The organism is Herbidospora solisilvae (assembly GCF_009901565.1).
Lineage (GTDB): Bacteria > Actinomycetota > Actinomycetes > Streptosporangiales > Streptosporangiaceae > Herbidospora > Herbidospora solisilvae.
The window spans coordinates 149,106-170,419 of the sequence record NZ_WXEW01000005.1 but is presented as its reverse complement, the minus strand read 5'-3'; the positions used below and the strand labels follow the sequence as shown (position 1 = coordinate 170,419).

At 70.4% G+C, this 21,314-nt stretch carries 22 protein-coding genes; 8 read left to right on the top strand and 14 right to left on the bottom strand.

Annotated elements, in window-relative coordinates:
- Positions 1-15: 15 nt before the first annotated feature.
- From GT755_RS17615 to GT755_RS17605, 3 genes are read right to left on the bottom strand one after another with little or no spacing between them, the layout of a single operon-like run.
- Positions 16-741: an amino acid ABC transporter ATP-binding protein gene (locus GT755_RS17615; RefSeq protein WP_161480794.1), complete on the bottom strand. Its 726-nt coding sequence runs from the start codon at positions 739-741 to the stop codon at positions 16-18.
- The gene (locus tag GT755_RS17610) at positions 738-1,586 is read right to left on the bottom strand and encodes an amino acid ABC transporter permease (protein WP_161480793.1); all 849 of its coding nucleotides are present in this window, start codon (positions 1,584-1,586) and stop codon (positions 738-740) included. The genes GT755_RS17615 and GT755_RS17610 overlap by 4 nt, the downstream gene beginning before the upstream one ends.
- Positions 1,583-2,455 (bottom strand): ABC transporter substrate-binding protein, encoded by an 873-nt coding sequence (locus GT755_RS17605; RefSeq protein WP_161480792.1) that lies wholly within the window; start codon positions 2,453-2,455, stop codon positions 1,583-1,585. Before GT755_RS17605 ends, GT755_RS17610 begins: the two co-directional genes overlap by 4 nt.
- 209 nt (positions 2,456-2,664) lie before the next feature.
- Between GT755_RS17605 and GT755_RS17600 the strand changes: the two genes are divergently transcribed.
- Positions 2,665-4,008, top strand: a complete 1,344-nt coding sequence (locus tag GT755_RS17600; RefSeq protein WP_161480791.1) for a hypothetical protein — start codon at positions 2,665-2,667, stop codon at positions 4,006-4,008.
- On the top strand, positions 4,005-5,420 hold the full coding sequence (locus GT755_RS17595; RefSeq protein WP_161480790.1) for a hypothetical protein: 1,416 nt from the start codon (positions 4,005-4,007) through the stop codon (positions 5,418-5,420). Before GT755_RS17600 ends, GT755_RS17595 begins: the two co-directional genes overlap by 4 nt.
- Here the strand turns inward: GT755_RS17595 and GT755_RS17590 are convergent.
- A complete protein-coding gene (locus GT755_RS17590) occupies positions 5,362-6,324 on the bottom strand; it encodes a zinc-binding alcohol dehydrogenase family protein (protein ID WP_161481178.1) in 963 nt (320 codons plus the stop codon). The genes GT755_RS17595 and GT755_RS17590 overlap by 59 nt on opposite strands.
- A 76-nt stretch (positions 6,325-6,400) precedes the next feature.
- Positions 6,401-6,742, bottom strand: coding sequence for a winged helix-turn-helix transcriptional regulator (locus tag GT755_RS17585; protein WP_328794393.1), 342 nt, complete (start codon positions 6,740-6,742; stop codon positions 6,401-6,403).
- A 114-nt stretch (positions 6,743-6,856) separates the two neighbouring features.
- Here GT755_RS17585 and GT755_RS17580 point away from each other — a divergent pair, with 114 nt between their 5' ends.
- Positions 6,857-8,224 (top strand): MFS transporter, encoded by a 1,368-nt coding sequence (locus GT755_RS17580; RefSeq protein WP_161480788.1) that lies wholly within the window; start codon positions 6,857-6,859, stop codon positions 8,222-8,224.
- On the opposite strand, the gene GT755_RS17575 is transcribed toward GT755_RS17580, so the two are convergent.
- Positions 8,221-10,518, bottom strand: a complete 2,298-nt coding sequence (locus GT755_RS17575) for a phosphoketolase family protein (RefSeq protein WP_161480787.1) — start codon at positions 10,516-10,518, stop codon at positions 8,221-8,223. The two genes, GT755_RS17580 and GT755_RS17575, sit on opposite strands and share 4 nt — an antisense overlap.
- A gap of 40 nt (positions 10,519-10,558) precedes the next feature.
- Here GT755_RS17575 and GT755_RS17570 point away from each other — a divergent pair, with 40 nt between their 5' ends.
- Genes GT755_RS17570 through GT755_RS17560 form a run of 3 tightly spaced genes read left to right on the top strand, consistent with a single transcriptional unit; the run spans position 10,559 to position 13,069 of the window.
- Positions 10,559-11,599 carry an acetate/propionate family kinase gene (locus GT755_RS17570; protein ID WP_328794392.1) on the top strand — a complete coding sequence of 347 codons (1,041 nt, stop codon included), beginning with the start codon at positions 10,559-10,561 and terminating at the stop codon, positions 11,597-11,599.
- Positions 11,600-11,642: 43 nt separating this feature from the next.
- Entirely contained in the window at positions 11,643-12,209 is a 567-nt protein-coding gene (locus GT755_RS17565) for a hypothetical protein (RefSeq protein ID WP_161480786.1), read from the top strand.
- A complete protein-coding gene (locus tag GT755_RS17560; protein ID WP_161480785.1) occupies positions 12,206-13,069 on the top strand; it encodes a PrsW family intramembrane metalloprotease in 864 nt (287 codons plus the stop codon). Before GT755_RS17565 ends, GT755_RS17560 begins: the two co-directional genes overlap by 4 nt.
- Here GT755_RS17560 and GT755_RS41150 read toward each other — a convergent pair.
- The 7 genes from GT755_RS41150 to GT755_RS17525 form a co-directional block, all read right to left on the bottom strand.
- Positions 13,013-13,657, bottom strand: coding sequence for a pentapeptide repeat-containing protein (locus GT755_RS41150; protein WP_161480784.1), 645 nt, complete (start codon positions 13,655-13,657; stop codon positions 13,013-13,015). The two genes, GT755_RS17560 and GT755_RS41150, sit on opposite strands and share 57 nt — an antisense overlap.
- A 17-nt stretch (positions 13,658-13,674) precedes the next feature.
- Complete coding sequence (locus GT755_RS17550; RefSeq protein WP_161480783.1) at positions 13,675-14,205, bottom strand: EF-hand domain-containing protein; 531 nt, start codon at positions 14,203-14,205, stop codon at positions 13,675-13,677.
- Between the two features lie 86 nt (positions 14,206-14,291).
- The gene (locus GT755_RS17545; protein WP_161480782.1) at positions 14,292-15,014 is read right to left on the bottom strand and encodes a dienelactone hydrolase family protein; all 723 of its coding nucleotides are present in this window, start codon (positions 15,012-15,014) and stop codon (positions 14,292-14,294) included.
- Positions 15,015-15,026: 12 nt separating this feature from the next.
- Positions 15,027-15,581: a TetR/AcrR family transcriptional regulator gene (locus tag GT755_RS17540; RefSeq protein WP_161480781.1), complete on the bottom strand. Its 555-nt coding sequence runs from the start codon at positions 15,579-15,581 to the stop codon at positions 15,027-15,029.
- Positions 15,574-16,395 (bottom strand): alpha/beta fold hydrolase, encoded by an 822-nt coding sequence (locus tag GT755_RS17535; RefSeq protein WP_161480780.1) that lies wholly within the window; start codon positions 16,393-16,395, stop codon positions 15,574-15,576. The genes GT755_RS17540 and GT755_RS17535 overlap by 8 nt, the downstream gene beginning before the upstream one ends.
- Positions 16,396-16,414: 19 nt before the next feature.
- Positions 16,415-17,620 carry an RNA polymerase sigma factor gene (locus tag GT755_RS17530; RefSeq protein WP_161480779.1) on the bottom strand — a complete coding sequence of 402 codons (1,206 nt, stop codon included), beginning with the start codon at positions 17,618-17,620 and terminating at the stop codon, positions 16,415-16,417.
- The gene (locus tag GT755_RS17525; RefSeq protein ID WP_161480778.1) at positions 17,617-18,003 is read right to left on the bottom strand and encodes a YciI family protein; all 387 of its coding nucleotides are present in this window, start codon (positions 18,001-18,003) and stop codon (positions 17,617-17,619) included. Before GT755_RS17525 ends, GT755_RS17530 begins: the two co-directional genes overlap by 4 nt.
- 81 nt (positions 18,004-18,084) lie before the next feature.
- Between GT755_RS17525 and GT755_RS17520 the strand changes: the two genes are divergently transcribed.
- Both GT755_RS17520 and GT755_RS17515 read left to right on the top strand, forming a co-directional pair.
- Positions 18,085-18,831 carry an MBL fold metallo-hydrolase gene (locus GT755_RS17520; RefSeq protein ID WP_161480777.1) on the top strand — a complete coding sequence of 249 codons (747 nt, stop codon included), beginning with the start codon at positions 18,085-18,087 and terminating at the stop codon, positions 18,829-18,831.
- Positions 18,832-18,876: 45 nt separating this feature from the next.
- The gene (locus GT755_RS17515) at positions 18,877-19,899 is read left to right on the top strand and encodes an NAD-dependent epimerase/dehydratase family protein (protein WP_328794391.1); all 1,023 of its coding nucleotides are present in this window, start codon (positions 18,877-18,879) and stop codon (positions 19,897-19,899) included.
- Here the strand turns inward: GT755_RS17515 and GT755_RS17510 are convergent.
- Complete coding sequence (locus GT755_RS17510; protein WP_161481176.1) at positions 19,896-21,272, bottom strand: MDR family MFS transporter; 1,377 nt, start codon at positions 21,270-21,272, stop codon at positions 19,896-19,898. The genes GT755_RS17515 and GT755_RS17510 overlap by 4 nt on opposite strands.
- Positions 21,273-21,314 lie beyond the last annotated feature (42 nt).

The following is a 21,314-nucleotide window of genomic DNA, read 5'->3' as shown; positions in this document are numbered from 1 at the left end:
CCCGGACCGATCCGGTCACGTGCGCGACAGGAACTCGCGGGTGCGCGGGTGCTTCGGCGCGCCGAAGATCTGGTCGGGATGACCCCGCTCCAGCAGCACCCCGTCGGCCAGGAAGCAGACCGTGTCGGCGATGTCGCGGGCGAAGCCCATCTCGTGGGTGGCCAGGATCATGGTCATGCCCGACGCCTTGAGCTCCCTGATCACCCCGAGCACCTCGTTGACCAGCGTCGGGTCGAGCGCCGAGGTCACCTCGTCGAGCAGCAGCAGCCGGGGCTGCGTCGCGATGGCCCGGATGATCGCCACCCGCTGCTGCTGGCCGCCCGACAGCCGGTCGGGGTAGTCGCGGGCCTTCGACTCCAGCCCGAACCGGGTCAGCAGCTCGCGCGCCTGCTCCTCGGCCTGGGCGCGGCCGACGCCGTGCACCTTCCGGGGCGCGAGGGTGATGTTGTCGAGCACGGTCATGTGCGGGAAGAGGTTGTAGGCCTGGAAGACGATCCCGATCCGCTTCCGCACGTCGTCGGGGTCGGCCCGGACGTCGGTGAGCTCTACACCGTCGAGGGTGATCGCGCCGTCGTCGACGGTCTCCAGCAGGTTCACGCAGCGCAGCAGGGTCGACTTGCCGGAGCCGGAGGCGCCGATGAGGCAGACGACCTCGTGGGAGTCGACGGTCAGGTCGACGCCCTTGAGGACGTCGTGGTCCCCGTACCGCTTCCAGACCCCGTCGATCGTGAGGAGGGTCATGCCGCGCCTCCGCGCTGACGTGCCGCGCGGGCGGCCAGGTGGTCGGTGAAGCGGGCCATCGGCACCGTGAGCGCCACGAACAGCAGCGCGGCGGCGACGTAGGGGGTGTAGTTGAACATCTCGCCCGCGTGGATCTGCGCCTGCCGCAGCGCCTCCAGCGGGCCGAGCAACGCGACGAGGGCGGTGTCCTTCTGGAGCGACGCGAAGTCGTTCAGCAGCGGTGGAATCACCCGGCGGACGGCCTGCGGGACGACGACGTACCGCATCGTCTGCCCGTGCGACAGCCCGAGCGACCGCGCGGCTGACCGCTGACTGGGGTGGATGGAGTCGATCCCCGATCGGAACACCTCGGCGACGTAGGAGGTGTACGACAGGATCAGCCCGATCGTCCCGAGCACCACCGGATCGTTCGGCACCCCTTGGAGCCGGAGCGCTGGGACGCCGAACCCGACCAGGAAGATCATCAACACGACCGGGATGCCGCGGAAGACGTCGGTGTAGAGGGCGGCCAGCACCCGGAGCGGGAAGAACACCGGCGACCGCAGCCCGCGCAGCAGCGCCACCCCGAGCCCGAGCAGCAAGACGACCGGCTCGGCGATCAGGAAGATCGTCACGTTCAGCAGGAAGCCCTGGAGGATGTCGGGCAGCGCCGTGACCATGGCGTCCCAGCTGAAGAACGTCTCCCTGACCCGGGGCCAGCCCGGCGAGGCGTACAGCCCGACGACGACCAAGCCCACCACGGCGATCGTCGAGATCGTCGCCGCCGACAACGATCGCCGTCCCTGGGCCCTCAGGAGTTTCTCGCGCTCCTTCTGGCGGTCGCTCTTGACCCAGGTGGTCGTCACGACAGTTCGGGCGCGCCCGCGGCCGCGGTCAGCCACTGCTGCTCGATCTTGGCCAGTTCACCCGACGACTTGAGCTCGGCCAGCGCCTTGTTGACGCAGCTCACGAGGGTGTTGCCCTTCTCGAAGAGCAGCCCGAACTCCTCGGGGGCGCCGCTCGACGAGGCGAACTGCCCGACGATCTTCGACCCCTCGACCTGGGCAGCGGTGACGTAGAACGCGGTCGGCAGGTCGACCACGATGGCGTCGATCTGCTCGTTCTTCAGCGCATTGACGGCGTCGATCTGCTGGTTGAAGACGCTCGGGTCGACGCCGGGCTGGATGACCTCGCGCACCGCGCTCAGCGCGGTCGTCCCGACCTGTACGCCGATCTTGGCGTCCTTCAGCGCCGCGAGGTTCGCCGCGGCGGCGAACTTCGAGTCGCCGAGCGTCACGACGGCCTGCTTGACCGTGTAGTAGCCCTCGGAGAAGTCGACCGCCTTGGCCCGCTCGGGCGTGATGGAGATCTGGTTGATGTCGAAGTCGAACTTCTTCGGCCCGGGCGCGAACGAGGAGTCGAACGGCACGGTCTCCCAGGCGACCTCCTGCGGCGTGAACCCGAGCCCTTTGGCGACGGCCGCGGCGACCGCGCCCTCGAAGCCCTGCCCGTTGGCGGGGTCGTCGTCCTTGAACCAGGGCTCGTACGCGGGCTTGTCGGTGCCGATGGTCAGCTTGCCGGGCGTGATGAGCTTGAGGCTCTCCTTCGCGCACGCGTCGGCGGCCGAAGCCGTCCCGCTGGGGGCCGCCGCCGGGGGCGTGGCCGTCTCTTCGGGGGCGCAGGCGGTCGCGAGGATGAGCACACCGGCCGCCAGGAGTAGCGAGGAACGGTGCATGAGGGAGCCTCCGGGGTCGTACGTGACTAACCCCCAGATGATGTCGGAAATGCCCCACCTCGGCAAATACCCGGGACCGTTCCGATGTGGTCACAGAGTGTCGGCGAAAGCCTTTCGGGCACCTGGGCCGGGCATCGGCGTACGTACGATCCGGTCCCAAAACGATCACGGGTATCGGTTTCACCGGGTTTGGCGCGTTCCCTTAAGTGGTGCGGCATACCTGGATCGGCCAGCCCCTGACCGTGCTGGCCATGGTCGTTCTCGTCGTCAACGACCATGTGCTGAAAGCCGCCTGGCCCGGGCTCGTGACCGGGAAGCTGAGCGACGTCGCCGGGCTGGTCCTCTTCCCCGCGCTGCTCGATCTGGTGGTCGGGCGCGCGAAGGTCTCCATCGCCGTCACCGGCGTCGGGTTCACGCTGGTCAAGACGACCGCGACCGGCGCGTGGCTGGCCTCCGAGGCGTGGACGGCGGTATGGGGGCCGTCCAAGGTGCTCGCCGACCCGACCGACCTGCTGGCGCTGCCGGCGCTCTGGGCGGCCTGGTGGGCGTACCGGCATCCGGTCTCCGTGCACAAGGCGGTGGTGTTCCTCGTCGTCCCGCCCGCAGTACTGGCGGTGGCCGCGACGAGCGCCGCGGAGTATGACTGGCCGTACAGCGCCTACGCCGTCGAGGCGGCCGGGGACGAGATCGTCGTCCACACCAAGGGCGGATACGGCATGGGCGACGACCTGATCTCCTACCGGACCCGCGACGGGATCGCCTGGGACAAGTGGATCCAGAACGGGTGGGCCGAACGGACGCCCCGGGACTGCCACGGCGCGGCCTGTTTCCGGGTCATGCGCGGCCACCTGCGCGTCGAGGAGATCCGGGGTGGGCGCTGGACGACCGTCTGGGAGATCCCCGACGAGGCCAGGGACCGTCTCGTCCGCCGCCATCCCGATCCGCCGTTCGGCCACCCCGAGCCGGTGGAGTCGTTGGCGGTGGCGGTGACTGAACGGCTGGTGGTGGTCGCCAACGGCGCCGACGGCATCGCCCTGCGGGACGCCCAGGGCGCCTGGCACCGGCTCGGCGTCGGTCCGGACGGCTTGCGGGCCTCCAGCGCGGTGCCGTTGACCACGCCGGGCCGTTACGACGTGACCGACCTCGTGGCGCTGGGGGCGCTGGCCGCCGCGTTGCTGGCGCTGCTCGCGGGCGCCCGCAACTGGCCGATCGTGATCGGCGGGGCCGTGCTGCTCCTGGGCCTGCGATTCGGCCTGAGCATGGTGGACTCGACGTTGGGTTTTCTCGGGATGCCGCCCGCGCTCCTGCTCATGGTGGCAGGGACCGGATTGTTGTCCTGGGGCATCAGCCGGGCCGGGCCGCCTTGGCGGCTGATCGTGGTGAGCCTGGTCACCGGGCTGGTGGCCGGGTCGGCGGTGCTGGCGCCCTACGCCGCCTGGAGCGCGGGTGCACTGGACTTCTACACCGACGCCGGTCGGGCGGCCCTGGCCGCCTTCACGCTGGTGACGGCGGCGGGGATGGTCACCGGCTACCTGAAAGGCGGGCGTCGATGAGACGGGCATCGTGGATCGGTCATCCGCTGACCGTGCTGGCCCTGGTCGTGCTGGTCGTCAACGACCACCTGCTGAAACACACCTGGCCCGGGGTGGTCACCGGGAAGCTCAGCGACGTCGCCGGGCTGATCCTGCTGCCCGCCGTGCTCGACCTGGTGCTCCGCCGGCCCTGGCTCTCGATCGCGGTCACCGGCGTCGGGTTCACGCTGGTCAAGGCCTCGGAGACCGGGGCGTGGCTGGCCTCCGAGGCGTGGTCGCTGGCCTGGGGGCCCTCGGTGATCCTCGCCGACCCGACCGACCTGCTGACCCTGCCCGCCCTGTACGTCGCCTGGCTCGCCTCCCGGCACCCCGTGCCCGTGGGGCGGACCGTCGTGGTGCTACTGACCCCGGCCGCCGTGCTCGCGATCACGGCGACCAGTCCCGAGTTGCCCTATGTGCCGCCCATGGCGTTCGCCACCGAGGTGCGCGACGGTGGGATCATCGTCCAGCTCAAGAGCGACGAGCGCCACGTCTCCCGGGCCTACCTGACCCGCGACGGGGTCACCTGGGAGGAGTGGACGGGCGCCGTCCGGAGTACCCCCACGGCGTCCTCCTGTGCCGGTGATCATTGTCTCCGCGTCGTCCCCGGGCGTCTGAAGGTCGAGGAGTCGACGGGCGGCGGGGCCTGGACGACCGCGTGGGAGGTCTCCCCGGAGGTGCAGGACCGGCTGGTCCGGGCCTACCCGCCCGACGAGCCCGAGGACATCCAGCCGGTGGAGTCGCTCAGCGTCTCGGCGATCCCCGGCCTGGTCGTCGTCGCCAACGGGGCCGACGGGGTCGCGGTCCGCGACGCCGCCGGGACCTGGCGCAGGATCGGCATCAAGGACTACGAGATCAGTCCGGCCGGCACGGTGCCCACCGACGCCCCCGGTCGTTACGACGCCGCCCTCCCCCAGAACGCCCTGTTCATCGCGGTCGTGGTCGGGCTTTTCGTGTTGGGGACGGGCATTCGCACGATCGGGTTCACCGTCGGTGTGGCGGTCGGCTGGGTGGCCGCGTGGTTCTGGCTGGCCCCCCGGGCGCAGTTCCACGACATCATCTCAGGGGGATACGCCCCGCTCTATCCCGATGTCGGGGTGCTGGCCACCGCGCTGGCGCTCCCGCTGGCGGCCTTCGCCTTGATGATGTTCTTCGCCGTCATGGCCCGGCCGCCTCTGTGGATCCTGCCGGTCGGCCTGGCCACGGCCGGGCTGACCTGGTTCGTCATCATTGCCCCGTTCGAGGCCTGGAGTGCCGGTTGGGTCCCCACCCACGCCCAGGCCACGGTGCTGGCAGTGGTGCTCAGCACGGTGCTCGGGGCGTCGGCGGCCTGGGTCACGGGGCGACATTCAACACCGCGGCCCCATTCACTCGGTCGGCCGCCAGGTCTCTGAGCGCCCGGTCGGCCTGGTCGAGGGGGTAGGGCGTGGTCTCGACGGTGAGCGGGTGCTCGGCGACGAACTCCAGGAAGGCGCGGCCGTCGGCGCGGGTGTTGGCCGTCACCGAGCGCAGGTCGCGCTCCTGGAACAGGTGCCGGTCGTAGTTCAGGACCGGGATGTCGGTCAGGTGGATGCCGGCGACGGCGAGGGTGCCGCCCCGGTCGAGGGCTTCGAGCGCGGCCGGCACCAGGTCGCCCACCGGCGCGAACAGGATCGCGGCGTCGAGCTTCTCGGGCGGCTGGTCGTAGGCGCCGCGGGCGGAGGCCGCGCCGAGTTCGAGGGCGAGCCGCCGCGCCTCCTCCGACCGGGTCAGCACATGGACGGTCGCCCCCTGCTCGATGGCGACCTGAGCGGTCAGGTGGGCGGACGCGCCGAACCCGTAGACGCCGAGCCGCCCGCCGGGGGGCAGGTCGGCCCGCAGCAGCGAGCGGTAGCCGATGATCCCGGCGCACAACAGCGGCGCGAGTTTCTCGGCCGGATAGTTCTCGGGCAGCGGATAGACGTAGTCGCGCGGCGCGACGAGATATTCGGCGTAACCGCCGTCGGCGTCCCATCCCGTGTACGTCGAATACGGGCACAGATTCTCGTTCCCGCGACGGCAGTAACGGCAGGTCCCGTCGGTCGACCGCAACCACGCCACCCCGACGCGTTCACCGGTGTCCACGATCCGCCCGACCGCCTCGTGACCGGGCACGGTCCGCGGCCGGTGGACGGCGAGGTCGCCTTCGAGAAGATGCAGGTCGGTACGGCACACGCCGCAGACCTCGACCTTGACGAGCACTTCGCCGGGCCTCGGCACGGGAACCGGCAGCCGGGTGAACTCCAGCGTGCCCGGCCGGGCCACCACCCAGGCGTTCATCTCCACACGTCCGACGATAGGCGGCCACCCGCAAGGAATTGACAAAGGCAGCCAATAGCCACGCGGCTGGCCCAGATCATCCCGGAGCGGATTCACCGACCAGGCGGTCGTAGTTCTCGCGAGCGGCGGCGATCTGGGTCTGGTGGGCCTCGGTCCAGGTCACCAGGGCCTGGATCGTCTCGTGCAGGCTCTCGCCGAGCGGGGTCAGCTCGTAGTCGACCCGGGGGGGCACGACGGGGAAGACGGTGCGTTTGACCAGGCCGTCGCGTTCGAGGTGGCGCAGGGTGCGGGCGAGCATGCGCTGGCTGATGCCGTCGATCTCCCGCTTCAGCTCGGTGAAACGCATCGTCTTGTTGTCGAGGAGCGCGATCACCAGCAGCGACCACTTGTCGGCGATGCGGTCGAGAATCTGCCGCACTTCGCAGTCTTCGCGGCTGTCCCATTGGAATGCGTCGTAGTCGGGGCCGGTATCTCCACAGTGACCGGGTGTCAAAAAAGTCCCGTCTTCCATAGCTCGCCATGGTTACCCAGGATGGAGTCGCTTACAAGAGGTAACCGACTCAGGGGGCCACACATGCGCACGTGGGGCGTGCTTTTTGTGCTGTGCGGAACGATTTTCATGGAAGGCGTCGACGTCGCTCTGCTGAACGTCGCCCTTCCGGCCATCAGGGCCGATCTCGGGTTGTCGACGGGGGTGCTGAGCGGCGTGGTCTCGGCCTACGTGCTCGGGTTCGGCGGGTTCATTTTGCTGGGAGGGCGGGCCGCCGACATGCTGGGCCGCCGGCGGATGTTCCTGCTCTGGCTGGGCATCTTCGTCGTCTTCAGCGGCCTGGGCGGGCTGGCTACCGAGGGGTGGATGTTGCTGCTGGCGCGGTTCGTCACGGGGGTCGCGGCGGCGTTCATCGCCCCGGCCGGGCTGTCGCTGATCACGAACAACTTCGCCGAGGGCACGTTACGCAACCGCGCTCTGATCATCTACGGCGCGGTCGGCGGCGCCGGATACTCGCTCGGCATGGTCACCGGGGGCGTGCTGACCACGTTCGGCTGGCGGTGGGTGTTCTTCGCGCCGGTCATCTTCGCCTCGTTGCTGCTCGCGGCGGCGATCCCGCTGATCCGCGACAACGGCGAGCGCGCCGAGGGCCGCTTCGACCTCGCCGGGGCGTTCACCGTGACCGGCGCGATGTTGCTGCTCATCTATGGAGTGGTCCGGCTGGAGCATCCCGACCTGTGGGCGGTGCCCGTCTTCGCCGCCGCGTTCGCGCTGGTCGCCGCGTTCGTCGCCATCGAACGCCGGGCGCCCCACCCGTTGGTGCGGCTCGGCCTGCTGAAGACCGGCACGCTCGCCCGGACCAACGTCAGCGCCGTCCTGTTCATGGCCGCGTTCTCCTCCTTCCAGTTCCTGGTCACCCTGCACCTGCAGGAGGAGCGCGGCTGGTCGACCCTGGAGACCGGGCTGATCATGGCCACGATGGGCGTCGACGCCATTCTCGGCCCGACCGTCACGCCGTGGCTGATCAGGAAGTACGGCACGGTCCGGGTCATCCTCGGCGGCGCGGCCGTGGGCGCGGTCGCCTACCTGCTCTTCCTGCCCACCGGCATCGACCAGGCGGCACTGATGATGTTGCCCGCGCTGCTGCTGGTCGGGGTGGCGTTCGCGCTGGCCTACGGGCCGTACACGATCGCGGCGACCGACGGCGTGGCCGAACGGGAGCACGGTGTGGCCGGCGGCCTGCTCTACAGCTGCTTCCAGTTCGGCATGGCGCTCGGCGTCTCGGCCGCCACCGCGGTCTACGCGACCGGGTCGCTGCACGCCGCCCTGTTCATCCCGGTGGTGGGAGCGGCCCTGGCCGGGACGGTGGTCGCGGCACGGGCCCGCAAGCCCGAAACGGTCTTCGCCTAGAAGGTCCAGTCGCGGATCTCGGGCGCGTCCTCCCCGTGTTCACGGGTGTAGGAACGCGCCCGCAGCCGCGCGTCGGTCATCTCCTGGCGCAGCGCGGCGTACCGGACCCCGAGCCCCTCCACCCGGTCGATCACGTCTCTGACCAGGTGGAACCGGTCGATGCCGTTGAGCATGGCCATGTCGAACGGGGTGGTGGTGGTGCCCTCCTCGCGGTAGCCGCGCACGTGGAAGTTGTCGTGGCCGTGCCGTTTGTAGGTCAGCCGGTGGATCAGCCACGGGTAGCCGTGGAAGTTGAAGATGACCGGCTTGTCGGTGGTGAACAGGGCGTCGAACTCGGCGTCGGGCAGGCCGTGGGGGTGCGCGGCCGGCGGCTGCAGGCGCATCAGGTCGACGACGTTGATGACGCGTACCCGCAGGGCGGGCAGTTTCTCCCGGAGCAGCGAGACGGCGGCGAGGGTCTCCAGCGTCGGGACGTCGCCCGCGCAGGCCAGCACCACGTCAGGTTCGTGCCCGGCGTCATTGGAGGCCCAGTCGATGATGCCGAGGCCGCGGGTGCAGTGGGTGACGGCCTCCTCCCGGCCGAACAGGTCGAGCACCGGCTGCTTCCCGGCGACGATCACGTTGACGTAGTCACGCGACCGGAGGCAGTGGTCGGCGACCGAGAGCAGCGTGTTGGCGTCCGGCGGCAGGTAGACCCGCACGACGCTCGCCTTCTTGTTCAGCACGACGTCGAGGAAGCCCGGATCCTGGTGGGTGAACCCGTTGTGGTCCTGCCGCCAGACGTGCGACGACAACAGGTAGTTGAGCGAGGCCACCGGCCGCCGCCACGGGATCTCGCGGGCGGTGTCGAGCCACTTGGCGTGCTGGTTGAACATCGCGTCGACGATGTGGATGAACGCCTCGTAGCAGTTGAACAACCCGTGCCGGCCGGTCAGCAGGTAGCCCTCCAGCCAGCCCTGGCACAGGTGCTCCGACAGCACCTCCATGACCCGCCCGCCGGGCCGGAGGTTCTCGTCGGTCGGCAACATCGCCGCCTGCCACTCCTTCCCGGTCGCCTCGTAGACGGCCTGGAGCCGGTTGGAGGCGGTCTCGTCGGGGCCCAGCAGCCGGAACGAGTGCGGGTTGGCCGCGATGACGTCGCGCAGGAAGCCGCCGAGCACCTGCGTCGGCGAGGTCGAGGCGGTGCCCGGCTTGTCGATCGCCACGGCGTAGTCGCGGAAGTCGGGCAGCACGAGCGGCCGGAGCAGCTCTCCCCCGTTGGCGTGCGGGTTGGCGCTCATCCTCCGCGCGCCCTTCGGCACCAGCCCGACGACCTCGGGATAGGGCCGGCCGGTCTCGTCGAACAGCTCTTCCGGCCGGTACGACGCCATCCACTCCCGGAGCTGCTCCCGGTGTTCGTCGTTGCCGCGGACCTCGGAGAGCGGCACCTGGTGGGCCCGCCACGTGCCCTCGACGGGCTTGCCGTCGACCTCCTTGGGGCCCGTCCACCCCTTCGGGGTCTTGAGGATGATCATCGGGAGGTGCTCGGGCCGGGTCGCGATCTCGTTGAAGACGGCATCGAGGGTGCTCGCCATCAGGGGGTGCACCTGGTCGGGGTCGTGGCCCTCGACGACGTAGGGGCGGTAGCCGTAGCCCTCCATAAGCTTGGCCAGCTCGGCCGGGGGGATGCGGGCCAGGAACGACGGGTTGGCGATCTTGTACCCGTTGAGGTGGAGGATCGGCAGCACGGCCCCGTCCTTGCGAGGGTGCCGGAACTTGTTCGAGTGCCAGCTCGCGGCCAGCGGGCCGGTCTCGGCCTCGCCGTCGCCGATCACACAGGCCACCACCAGGTCGGGGTTGTCGAAGGCGGCGCCGTAGGCGTGCGCCAGTGAATAGCCCAGCTCACCGCCCTCGTGGATCGACCCGGGCGTCTCGGGGGCGGCGTGGCTGGGGATGCCGCCGGGGAAGGAGAACTGGCGGAACAGGCGGCGCATCCCGGCGGCGTCCTGGGAGACGTCGGGATAGAGCTCGCTGTAGGTGCCCTCCAGCCAGGCGTGCGCCACGGTCGCCGGACCGCCGTGTCCGGGGCCGGCGATGTAGATCATGTCCTGGTCGCGCTCGGTGATGATCCGGTTCAGGTGGGCGAAGACGAAGTTGAGCCCCGGCGTGGTGCCCCAGTGGCCCAGCAGACGCGGCTTGATGTGCTCCGGGCGCAGCGGCTCGGTCAGCAGCGGGTTGTCCAGCAGATAGATCTGCCCTGCCGAAAGATAGTTGGCGGCACGCCAGTACGCGGAGACCTGCTGCAGTGCATCCATTCGGGGTCTCTACCCGGCTTCGCGGGGAAGTGTCCTCGTTGTGAATGTTCTGACGGTCAACGCCGGTTCATCGAGTCTCCAGCTCCACCTCGTCTCCCCGGGCGGCGAGGTGCTCGCCAAGCACCATGTGGAACAGGCCCCGACCTCGGCCGACGCGCTCCTGGAGTTCCTCGACGAGAGACCCGACGCGATCTCTCATCGGCTGGTGCACGGCGGGCCGATCGTACGGGAGCCCGTGCGGGCCACCCCGAAGCTGGTCGACCGCCTCTCGGAGATCGCCGACCTCGCCCCGCTGCATCTGCCGCCCGCCCTGAAACTGGTCAGGGCATCGCTGGAAGCACTGCCCGACGTCCCGCAGGTGCTCTGCCCTGACACCGCCTTCCACGCCGGGATGCCCGAGGTGGCCTGGACCTATCCGCTCCCCGCCGACTGGCGGGCCCGCTTCGGCCTGCGCCGGTACGGCTTCCACGGCCTCTCCTACGCCCACGCGCTGCGCCGGGCCGGCGAGCTGGTCGAGGCGTCCCAGCTCGTCATGTGCCACCTGGGCGGCGGCGCCTCGGTCTGCGCCGTCCGCGACGGCCGGTCGATGGACACCTCGATGGGCTTCACGCCCCTGGAGGGCGTCCCGATGAGCAGACGGTCTGGCAGCGTCGACCCCGGCATGCTGCTCTGGCTGCTCGACGGGCGGCTCACCCTCGCCGAGCTGCGTGACGGGCTGGAGCGGCACTCCGGGCTGCTGGGCCTCTCGGACGGCTTCTCCGGCGACACCCGCGACCTGGTCAAGGCGGGCGACACGTTCACCCTCGACGTCTACTGCCACCGCGTCGCCCGTGAGATCGCCGCCGCCGCGACCTCGCTCGACCGCCTCGACGCCCTCGTCTTCACCGGCGAGATCGGGTGGGACCAGCCGGAGGTCCGTGAGGGTGTCTGCCGCCGCCTAGGCCTGCTGGGGGTGCGGGAGCCGGTGGGTGGCAACCGTACCGACGACGGCCTGATCAGCACCGACGGGGTGCCGGTCCTGGTGGTCGAGACCCGGGAAGAGCTCCAGCTCGCCCGGGAAGCAGGTTTTGTTCTGACGTAGCCGGTTATGAGTCGGGAATCCCCCCTGTTCTCATAGGGGTCTCATGTCGCGCACCGGATGGCCCGGATCGATCGCGATCCTGGTGATACTCGGCATCCTGGCCATCGGCCTGCCGCTGGCCAACTCCGTCGTCGCCGACGTCGCGGTGCCGCTCAGAGCGGGCACGGTCATCGGGGTCGGCCAGGCGTTCGACGGCGGCTCACGCCCCGTCTCCATGCTGGTGCCCGCCGGATGGTCGCTCGACGAGAGCGCGTCGTCGTTGTCGGAGTCGGTGACGCTGGTCAGCGGCGGGGCGACCGTCCAGCTCGGAGCGATCGACGTCGAGTCGGCGTCTCCGCAGGAGCTCTGGGCCGGCCAGCACCTGATCTTCAAGGCGCAGGGGGTGCCCGTCAGAGCCGAGAGCCCCACCCCGATCCAGACCGTGCAGGGGGTTCCCGGCCTCGTCGGGATGATCACCTTGGACGACCGCACCGGCACCCAGGCCGTCTTCGCCGCCCCTCAGCAGGGTGCGAGCGTCCTGGTGGGCGGCGACGCGGCCGCCGTCGCCGCCCACCGCGACGACATCAGCCAGATGATCGCCTCGATCAAGTTCGCCGGAGGCCCGCAGTGACCGGCCGCCCCGCCTTCTGGGTCTGGCTGCTCGGCGTCGTCGCGGGCCTCCTGCTGATCAACACGACACTGGTCCCGCAGGCCCGGGTGTTCACGATCGGCACCATGATCGCGTTGTGCGTGCTGGTGCCGGTGCTGCTCGCCGCGTTCTGGTTGTTCACCCGCGTCCGGCCGCTCCGCGCGGCGCCGATCGGCTATTCGTGGATGGCCCTGGCCTGGGGCGGCCTGGCCGCCTTCGGCGTCGCCTTCCTGGCCAACACGGCGTTCAGCTCCCTGCTCACCAAGACCACCAGCCCCCTCTTCGCCGACCGCTGGGCCGACGCCATCGTCGCGCCCCTCGACGAGGAGACCGCGAAACTCGCCGGAGTGGCCCTGATCGCGCTGATCGCCCCGTGGGTCATGTCGGGCGCGCTGGCCGGGTTCGGCTACGGCGCGATCGTCGGCCTGGGTTTCCAGATCGTCGAAGATTTCCTGTACGTCTTCAACACCATCATCGCGACCGGCGGCATCCAGCAGAGCGGCGACACCGTGCAGTCCCTGTTCGCCCGTCTGGTGTATTCGGCCTGGTGGAGCCACTGGGCGATGACCGCGGTCGCCGGAGCGGGCCTGGCCTACGCCATCGCGCGCACCGACCGGACCCTCGCCGCACGCGTGACGGTGGCCGTCTCGGCCTGGATCCTCGCCATGCTGATGCACGCCTGGTGGGACTCGCCCCTGCTCTCCGACTCGACCTTCGCCAAGGGCATCCCGCTGCTGGTCGTCGCGATCGTTGTGTTCATCGTGGCCCGGCACCTGGACCGCCGGTCAATCGCGTACGGAGATGCCCAGCGACTGAGCCATACGTGGGGCAAGGTCGAATAGCTGGCTCATCGAGATCGTCGCGCCGCGGAGCGACTCCAGGCCGTCGGCGATCCCGAGGCTGCGCGCCCCCCGGAAGTCGACCTTGGCGAGCTGGGCCTTGTCGAACCGGACCTCCTCCAGCTCCGACCCCGGGAACGACACCTCCTTGAGGGTCGCCCCGGCGAAGTCGACCTCACGCAGCAGGCAGTCGTCGAAAGTGACGTTGCGCAGCGTGGCCGACCGCAGGTTGACCGAGTCGAGCTTGCAGTTGTGGAAGACCACCTGGTGGACCTTCGAACCGAACATCGGCACGCCCGACATGGCGCTGGAGATCACCTCGACGTCGAACCAGTCGGTCTCGGCGAGGTTCACCCCGATCCACCGGACGGTGTGGAACCAGACGTCGTTGTAGCGGGTCCGGTCCATGCGGCCGTCGTTGATCGTGACCTGCTGGACCGCCGACTCCATGAACCGGGCGCCGACCGTGTTGACGTCGTCGAGCGTGGCGTCACGGAGGTGGACGCCGTCGTAGTCGCCCTCCCGTTCGAGACCGCCGGTCAGGGGCTCGAGGTAGGGGGCGTAGGGGAGGTCTTCGAGTTCGCGCGGCACCGCGCCATTCTCGCAACTCAGCGCGCCGGCACGTCGATCCGACCGAACACCAGCGACCCCGACGCCCGCTGGTCGTCGCCCGACCAGAACTCGGCCCACAACTCCCCGAATTCGGTGCGGGACAGGTAACCGTCGCCGTCGCCGTCGAGTTCGTCGAAGATGTCGTCGGTGTCGGTCGGCACGCCGGTCCACCCCACGATGAGCTGGTTGTACTCCCGGGCCGAGATCATGCCGTCGCCGTTCACGTCGACCGCGTCGAACATCGACAGGGCCGTGGTGGCCATCGCGTGGGGCATCTCGTTGAGGCGGTCGACGATCAGCATCACGTCGTCGAGGGTGACCCGTTCGTCGCCGTCGCGGTCGGCGGTGAGGAGGGTGGCCCACCAGTTCATCATGATCGCGTAGATGCGGCCCTTGGGCTGCCCCTGGATCGCCGCCCACCGGCTCGCCAGCGCCTCGAAGTCGGACTCGGTCAGGTAGCCGTCGCCGTCGACGTCCATCGCGCGGAAGACACCGGTGATCTTGCGGTACTGAAACTTGGTAGCCATCGGGCCACTCCCTTCACGGGTGGGGGGACCTTGATGGTCACCAACCCGGGCGAGCGGCCACGATGACACCCTCAGTGACATTTCTCTTACTGGGCGTGATCGGTCGTGAACGCCATGATCTGGCGCCAGGCGTCGTCGCAGGCCTCGGCCCATTCGGCGAACGAACGGTCGAAGAAAGAGTGGGGGGCGCCGTCATAAATGACAGACCTGTTGGGTGTGCCCGCGGCGTCGAGTGCGGCGGTGAAGCCGTCGAACTCCTCGGGGGTGGACGCCGTGTCGGCGCCGCCGCGCAGCAGCAGGATCGGGGCGCCGGGCGTGGCGGGCACCTCGCCGATGCGGCCGATGGCGCCGTAGAAGCCGATCGCGCCGGCCAGGCCGCTGCCGTGGGCGCCCAGCCGCCATGAGTGGGAGCCGCCGAAGCAGAAGCCCACGGTGAACACCGGCGCGGGCAGCTCGGCCCGGGCGGCGGCGACGTCCATGTCGACCTGTTCCGGGGTGACCTGGGCGACGTGGGGCTGAAACTCGAAGCCTTCGCCGCGATCGTCGGTTTCGGCGGTGCGGCCGAAATAGTCGATGGCGATGGTGTGGAAACCCGCCTCGGCGAACCGGACGGCCAGGTCGCGGTAGTAGGGGTGGAGGCCGCGGATGTCCGGCAGGATGATCACCGAGCGGCCGTTGGGCTCGGCGGGTTCGGCCCGGTAGGCCAGGAAGCGGGTGCCGTCTTCGCTGGTCAGCGTGGTCTGCTCATGAGAGGCGACCGCCCCGGCCACCGGCGGCGCGGGCGGCCTGCTGTCGGTGCTGTGACACATGGGGCGATCTTGTCACACGGGTTTCGGCAGGCCCGCGATCACCATCCCGATCAGCCGGTGGTAGCTCTCGTCGATGGCGTACGGCAGACCGAAACCGCCGACCGCCTCTATGGTGACGAACCCGTGGACGGCGGCGCGGAAGGCGCGGGTGGCGTGGATGGCCTGCTCGCCTTCGAGCCCGTACGACCGCAGTGCGGCCAGCGTGATGTCCACGAGCTTCTGGCCGGCCTTCGACAGTTCCGGCGACGCGGTCTGGATCATGGCGGCGTAGCGGCCCGGATGGTCTTTCACGTAGCCGCGCCAGGCGTCGGCGTAGGCGCGCAGGGCGTCTTCGCCCGACCGGCCGGCGACGGCGGCGAAGCCGCGCTCGGCGAGCTGGTCCATCACCCTGATCGACACCAGTTCGGTGAGCTCGGCCAGGTTGCGCACGTGCTTGTAGAGCGAGGGCGTGGCGACGCCCGCCCTGGCCGCGACCGCCGACAGGGTGACGGCGGCCGGGCCGTGCTCGTCGACGATCGCCATCGCGTGGTCGACGACGATCTCGGGCGTCAGGCCCGCCCTAGCCACGCGTGTGCTCCGCGAGGAACGGCAGCACGACCTCGGCGACCCGGTCGGGGAACTGGGCGTGGGGGTAGTGCCCGGCGCCCGGGATCATCGTGACGGCCCCCGCCTGCATGGTCGCGACGATCCCCTCGGCCTCGGCCCTCGGGTCGCCCCAGTCGGGGTCGCGGTCACCCATGACGACCAGCGCGGGGGCCTTGAGCAGGGGCAGCTTCTTGTCGGCGTCGACCGGCGGGTTCATGCCCATCTTCGCCACGACGTCCATGTGCAGCGTGGTCTCCAGAGCGGTCAGGTAGGCCTGCCAGTCGGCGGGCTTGGGGCCCGGGTAGGCGTGGTCGAGGTACTTCTTCCACATCTTCCCGCTGCGCAGGACAGCGGTCGCCATCAGCAGCATGATCCCGCGCCGGTGGTGCCCGTTGCGCAGCAGGGCCCCGAAGTCCGTCTTCTGCGCCCGCGTGAACGGCCCGACCAGCACGACGGCCGAGACCAGCTCGGGCGCGTCGACGGCCGCGATCGTCGCCGACCCTCCGGCGAACGAGTGGCCCACGACGACGGCCGGGCCGCCGAGCTCCCTGATCAGCGCGAGGAGGTCGTTCGCGGTGTCGGTGCGCGTGTAGGAGGCCCAGCCGGTGGACGAGTCGCCGTGGCCGCGCAGGTCGACGGAGGCGACCCGGTAACCGGCCGCGACCAGCTTCGGCGCGAGGAACCGGAAGGCCTTCCGGCTGTCGCCCATCCCGTGGGCCAGGACGACCAGGGGGCCGTCGCCGTCGACCTCGTAGGCGATCCGGCCGCCCTCACGCTCCACATAGCTAATGCTCATAGCTCCAAAGCTAAAGTCTTTAGCCTCTGCCGTCAAGGCGGGTGGCCTTGTGCTGGAAGTAGCGCTGGCGCGGCAGGCTCGTCGACGCCTCCGCGGCTTCGAGGTAGGCCTTATGCGCCGCCGGGAGGTCGCCGGTCAGCTCCAGCAGGTGGGCGCGGACGCCCAGCACGCGGTGGTCGACCGGCGCGATCGCCTCCAGGGCCGCCAGGCCGGCGGCCGGGCCCTCGCTCATGGCCAGGGCGACCACCCGGTTCAGGGCCACGACCGGGGTGGGGGTCATCTCGTAGAGGACGTCGTACAGGGCGCGGATCTGGGGCCAGTCGGTCTCGGCGGGCGTCGAAGCCTCGTCGTGGAGGGCGGCGATGGCGGCCTGGAGCTGGTAGGGGCCCGGTTCGCCGCGCCGGAGGGCCTCTTCGAGCAGGGCGACGCCTTCGGCGATCCGCGCCCGGTCCCAGAGGGAGCGGTCCTGTTCGTCCATGGGGATCAGGGCGCCGCCGGGGCCGGTGCGGGCGGCGCGGCGGGCGTCGGTGAGCAGCATGAGGGCCAGGAGCCCCGCCACCTCGCCGTCGTGCGGCAGGGTCCGGCGGAGCATGCGGGTCAGCCTGATCGCCTCACGGGCCAGCTCGACCCGCTGGAGGTCGGGGCCCGAGGTGGTCGCGTAGCCCTCGTTGAAGATCAGGTAGAGCACGTGCAGGACCACGCCCAGACGGTCGGCGCGGTCGCGGGGCAGGCCGAAGGGCTGGCCGCTCTCCTTGACGGCCTGTTTCGCCCGGGTGATGCGCCGGGTCATGGTCGCCTCGGGGACCAGGAAGGCGCGGGCGATCTCCGCCGTGGTCAGGCCGCCGACGGCGCGCAGGGTCAGGGCGATCTGCGACGCCGGGGACAACGCCGGGTGGCAGCACATGAACAGCAGCACCAGCGTGTCGTCTCCGGCGGCGGGCGGGTCGGCCGGCACGGGGGTCCAGCGGGCCACCGCCTCCTCGCGCTCGCGGCGGGCCCGCTGGCTGCGCAGCAGGTCGGTCAGGCGGCGGGCGGCGACGGTGATCAGCCACGCCTTCGGGTTGCCGGGCACCCCGTCGGCCGGCCACTGGGTGGCGGCGGCCAGGAGCGCCTCCTGGACGGCGTCCTCGGCCGTGTCGAAGTGGCCGTAGCGGCGCACCAGCGCGGCGAGGACCTGCGGCGCGTGCTCGCGCAGCAGGTCCTCCACGCCGGGATGGTCCGTCATTCGAACATGTCGTCGAACTGCTCCATGATCGGCCGCACGTCGACGTACTGCCCCTCGGCCTGCTGGCCGGGCGTGTGGGCGAGCCGGGCGGCGATCTCGGTGGCGCGGTCGATGCCGGCGCACTCGACGATCGTGTAGCCGACCAGCACCTCCTGGGTCTCCGGGTAGGGGCCCTCGGTGACGACCGGCACTCCGGCCTTCATCGAGACGCGGCGCGTGTGGACGGGCGCCGACAGGCCCTTGGCGTCGACGAACTCGCCCGACTCGACCAGGTCGTTGTTCCACTTCTCCATGAACGCGTGCATCTCGGCCACCTCGGGGCCGCCGGTCGCCATGGCGTCGAAGTCACGCTGTGAGCCGTACAGCATGATCATGTATTTCATGATCTGTTCTCCCTTCGCTCACCCGATACGTCGGAGCCGGGGACTCCCGCCGGACATGTCCGGAACGCCAAAATACGAGGCATGACGGAGGTCACATTCACCCATGTCGGCGGCCCGACGTTACTCGTCGAGTTCGAGGGTCTCCGGTTGCTGACCGATCCGACCTTCGACGCGCCCGGCCGGCGTTACGACTTCGGCTGGGGCACCTCGTCGACCAAGGTCGCCGGACCGGCGCTCACACCCGAGGAGATCGGGCCGGTCGACGCGGTGCTGCTCAGCCACGACCACCACGACGACAACCTCGACGCCGCCGGACGGGCCTTCCTCAAGGACGTCCCGCTGGTGATCACCACCCACTCGGGGGCCGCCCGGATCGGGGGCACCGGGCTCCGCCCCGGCGAGAGCACCCGCCTGAACGACGTCACGATCACCGCCACCCCCTGCCGGCACGGTCCGCCGCTGAGCCACCCCATCGTCGGCGACGTCATCGGGTTCGCCCTCGAATGGCCCGGTCAGACCCACGGCCCGTTGTGGATCACGGGAGACACCGTCCTGTACGCCCCGCTCCGCGAGACCGCCCGCAGGCTGAGGCCCGGCACGGTCGTCCTCCATCTGGGCGGCGTGCGGTTCCCGATCACCGGCCCGCTGCGCTACACGATGACGGGCCGTGACGCGGTGACCCTGCTCGGCGACATGGCTCCGGCCAACGTCTTCGCGGTCCACTGGGAGGGCTGGTCGCACTTCCTGGACGGCCGGGAGGGCATCGTCCAAGCTCAGCTGCCCTTGACCTGGTTTCCGATGGGGGAGGGCCTGACCGCGGAGGTGTAGTTTCGCTGGCACCCTTTGGGGCATTCGCCCGATATGCGAGTAGTCGTGGTTGGAGCAACGGGTAACGTCGGCACGAGCCTCATCGCGGCCCTGGAGTCGGATCCCAAGGTCACCACGATCGTGGGGGTGGCCCGTAGGCAGCCCAGATGGGAGGGCGGCCCGAAGACCACGTTCCGGGCCGCCGACATCTCCACCGACGACCTGCAGGACATCTTCTCCGGCGCGGACGCGGTCATCCACCTCGCCTGGTTGTTCCAGCCGATGCGGCGGCCGATCCTGACCTGGCGCAACAACGTGCTCGGCGGCATCCGCGTCTTCAACGCCGTCGCCGAGGCCGGGGTGCCCAAGCTGGTGTACGCGTCGTCCGTCGGCGCCTACTCGCCCGGCGGCGGTCCCGTGGACGAGAGCTGGCCCACCCACGGCTGGCCGGCGGCCCCCTACGGCCGCGAGAAGGCCTACCTGGAACGGGTGCTCGACGTCTTCGAGCTCGAACACCCCAGCACCCGCGTGGTGCGGATGCGGCCCGGGTTCATCTTCAAGCGCGAGGCCGCCTCGGAGCAGCGCCGGCTGTTCGGCGGCCCGTTCACGCCGAGGGCGGGCGGAGTCCCGCTGATCCCGGACATCCCGGGGCTGCGGCTCCAGATCCTGCACACCGACGACGCCGCGCGGGCCTTCCACCTGGCCGCCACCCAGCCCGTCAAGGGCGCGTTCAACATCGCGGCCGAACCGGTGCTCGACATGCCCACCCTGGCGGAGCTCCTCGACGCCCGGCTGATCCCGGTGCCGATCTCACTGGCCCGCGCCGCGGTCGCCGCCGCCTGGCGCCTGCGGCTGATCCCGGCCACGCCGGGGATGCTGGACATCGCCCTCCACATCCCGCTGATGGACACCAGGCGCGCCCGCGAGGAGCTCGACTGGACGCCGCGGCACGCCGCCCCCGAGGCGCTCCTGGACTTCCTGTCCGGGCTGCGCGAGGGCGCGGGCATGGACACCGAGCCGCTCAAGCCCGACCGGGGCCTGCGGGGACGGATCGAGGAGGTCGCGACGGGCGTCGGCGAGCGTCCCTAGACGCCTGCCGGAACCGGGGGCTCCTCCTTCTCCACGGTCTCGCGCAGCGGGGCCGGGCGGAAGAACAACGTCGCGACCACGCCGAGGGCGGCGATGGCGGCCGACACCAGGAAGATGTGGCCGGTCGCGTCGGCGAAGGCCACCGGGAGCGGGTTGCGGACCGCGTTCTCGGCGACCTGGTCGGCCAGGATCGCGCCGAGGACCGAGACGCCGATGGTGCCGCCGAGGGAGCGGAAGAAGGTGATCGCGCCGCTGGCGGCGCCCAGGTCGTGCAGGGCGACGGTGTTCTGCAGGGCCAGTACCAGGTTCTGCATGGACATGCCGACGCCGGCGCCGACCAGGACCATCGCCGGGATGATCCACCAGATCGAGGTGGTGTGGTCGATCCGCGAGAGGCCGAGGAAGCCGACGGTGAGGATCACCGCGCCCGAGACGATCCACGGGCGGACCCTGCCGGTGCGGGAGATGATCTGGCCCGAGATCGCCGAGGAGAGCAGCACGCCGGCCATCATCGGGATCGTCATCAGCCCGGCCTCGGTGGGCGTGAAGCCGCGGCCGACCTGGTAGTACTGCCCGAGGAAGACCGCGCCGCCGAACATCGCCATGCCGACCGCGAGGCTGGCGAGGATGGCCAGGGCGGGGGTGCGCTGCCTGATGACGTGCAGCGGGACGACCGGGTCCTTGACCCGCGCCTCCACGAAGGTGGCCAGGCCGAGCAGGACGACCGAGCCGCCGACCATGGCGGCGGTCTGCCAGGAGATCCAGTCGAACGAGTTGCCGACGAAGGTGATCCACACGAGCAGCACGCTGACGCCGGCCGCGATGAGGCCCGCCCCGGCGTAGTCGACGGTCACGTCGCGCCGGACGGTCTCGACCTTGAGGGTCTTGAACAGCAGGGCCCACGCGACCACGCAGAACGGCACCGCGATCCAGAAGCACCAGCGCCAGCCGAGCCACGAGGTGTCGGCGATGACGCCGCCCAGCAGCGGGCCGCCGACGGTCGCCACGGCCATCACGCCGCCCAGGTAGCCGTTGTACCTGCCGCGCTCCTTGGGCGGGATCATCGCCGCGATGATCACCTGGACCAGCACCTGGAGGGCGCCCATGCCGAGCCCCTGGACCGCCCGGAAGCCGATGAGCTGCGCGGTGTTCTGCGCGAAGCCGCAGGCCAGCGAGCCGATGAGGAACAGGCCGACGGCGATCTGCAGGAGGGTCTTCTTGTTGTAGAGGTCGGCGAGGCGACCCCAGACCGGAGTGGTCGCCGTCGCGGTCAGCAGAGAGGCGGTGACGACCCAGGTGTACTGCGACTGCGTGCCCTTCAGCGCCGTGATGATCTGCGGGAGCGCGACCGAGACGATCGTGCTGGAGATCATCGCGACGAAGAGCACGAGCAGGAGGCCGCTGAGCGCCTCCAG

Bases quoted from the DNA above. Each gene is read 5' to 3' on its own strand.
- GT755_RS17615 (WP_161480794.1), bottom strand. From the start codon at position 741: ATGACCCTCCTCACGATCGACGGGGTCTGGAAGCGGTACGGGGACCAC.
- GT755_RS17605 (WP_161480792.1), bottom strand. From the start codon at position 2,455: ATGCACCGTTCCTCGCTACTCCTGGCGGCCGGTGTGCTCATCCTCGCG.
- GT755_RS17595 (WP_161480790.1), top strand. From the start codon at position 4,005: ATGAGACGGGCATCGTGGATCGGTCATCCGCTGACCGTGCTGGCCCTG.
- GT755_RS17590 (WP_161481178.1), bottom strand. From the start codon at position 6,324: ATGAACGCCTGGGTGGTGGCCCGGCCGGGCACGCTGGAGTTCACCCGG.
- GT755_RS17580 (WP_161480788.1), top strand. From the start codon at position 6,857: ATGGAGTCGCTTACAAGAGGTAACCGACTCAGGGGGCCACACATGCGC.
- GT755_RS17575 (WP_161480787.1), bottom strand. From the start codon at position 10,518: ATGGATGCACTGCAGCAGGTCTCCGCGTACTGGCGTGCCGCCAACTAT.
- GT755_RS17565 (WP_161480786.1), top strand. From the start codon at position 11,643: ATGTCGCGCACCGGATGGCCCGGATCGATCGCGATCCTGGTGATACTC.
- GT755_RS17550 (WP_161480783.1), bottom strand. From the start codon at position 14,205: ATGGCTACCAAGTTTCAGTACCGCAAGATCACCGGTGTCTTCCGCGCG.
- GT755_RS17545 (WP_161480782.1), bottom strand. From the start codon at position 15,014: ATGTGTCACAGCACCGACAGCAGGCCGCCCGCGCCGCCGGTGGCCGGG.
- GT755_RS17535 (WP_161480780.1), bottom strand. From the start codon at position 16,395: ATGAGCATTAGCTATGTGGAGCGTGAGGGCGGCCGGATCGCCTACGAG.
- GT755_RS17530 (WP_161480779.1), bottom strand. From the start codon at position 17,620: ATGACGGACCATCCCGGCGTGGAGGACCTGCTGCGCGAGCACGCGCCG.
- GT755_RS17525 (WP_161480778.1), bottom strand. From the start codon at position 18,003: ATGAAATACATGATCATGCTGTACGGCTCACAGCGTGACTTCGACGCC.
- GT755_RS17520 (WP_161480777.1), top strand. From the start codon at position 18,085: ATGACGGAGGTCACATTCACCCATGTCGGCGGCCCGACGTTACTCGTC.
- GT755_RS17510 (WP_161481176.1), bottom strand. From the start codon at position 21,272: ATGATCTCCAGCACGATCGTCTCGGTCGCGCTCCCGCAGATCATCACG.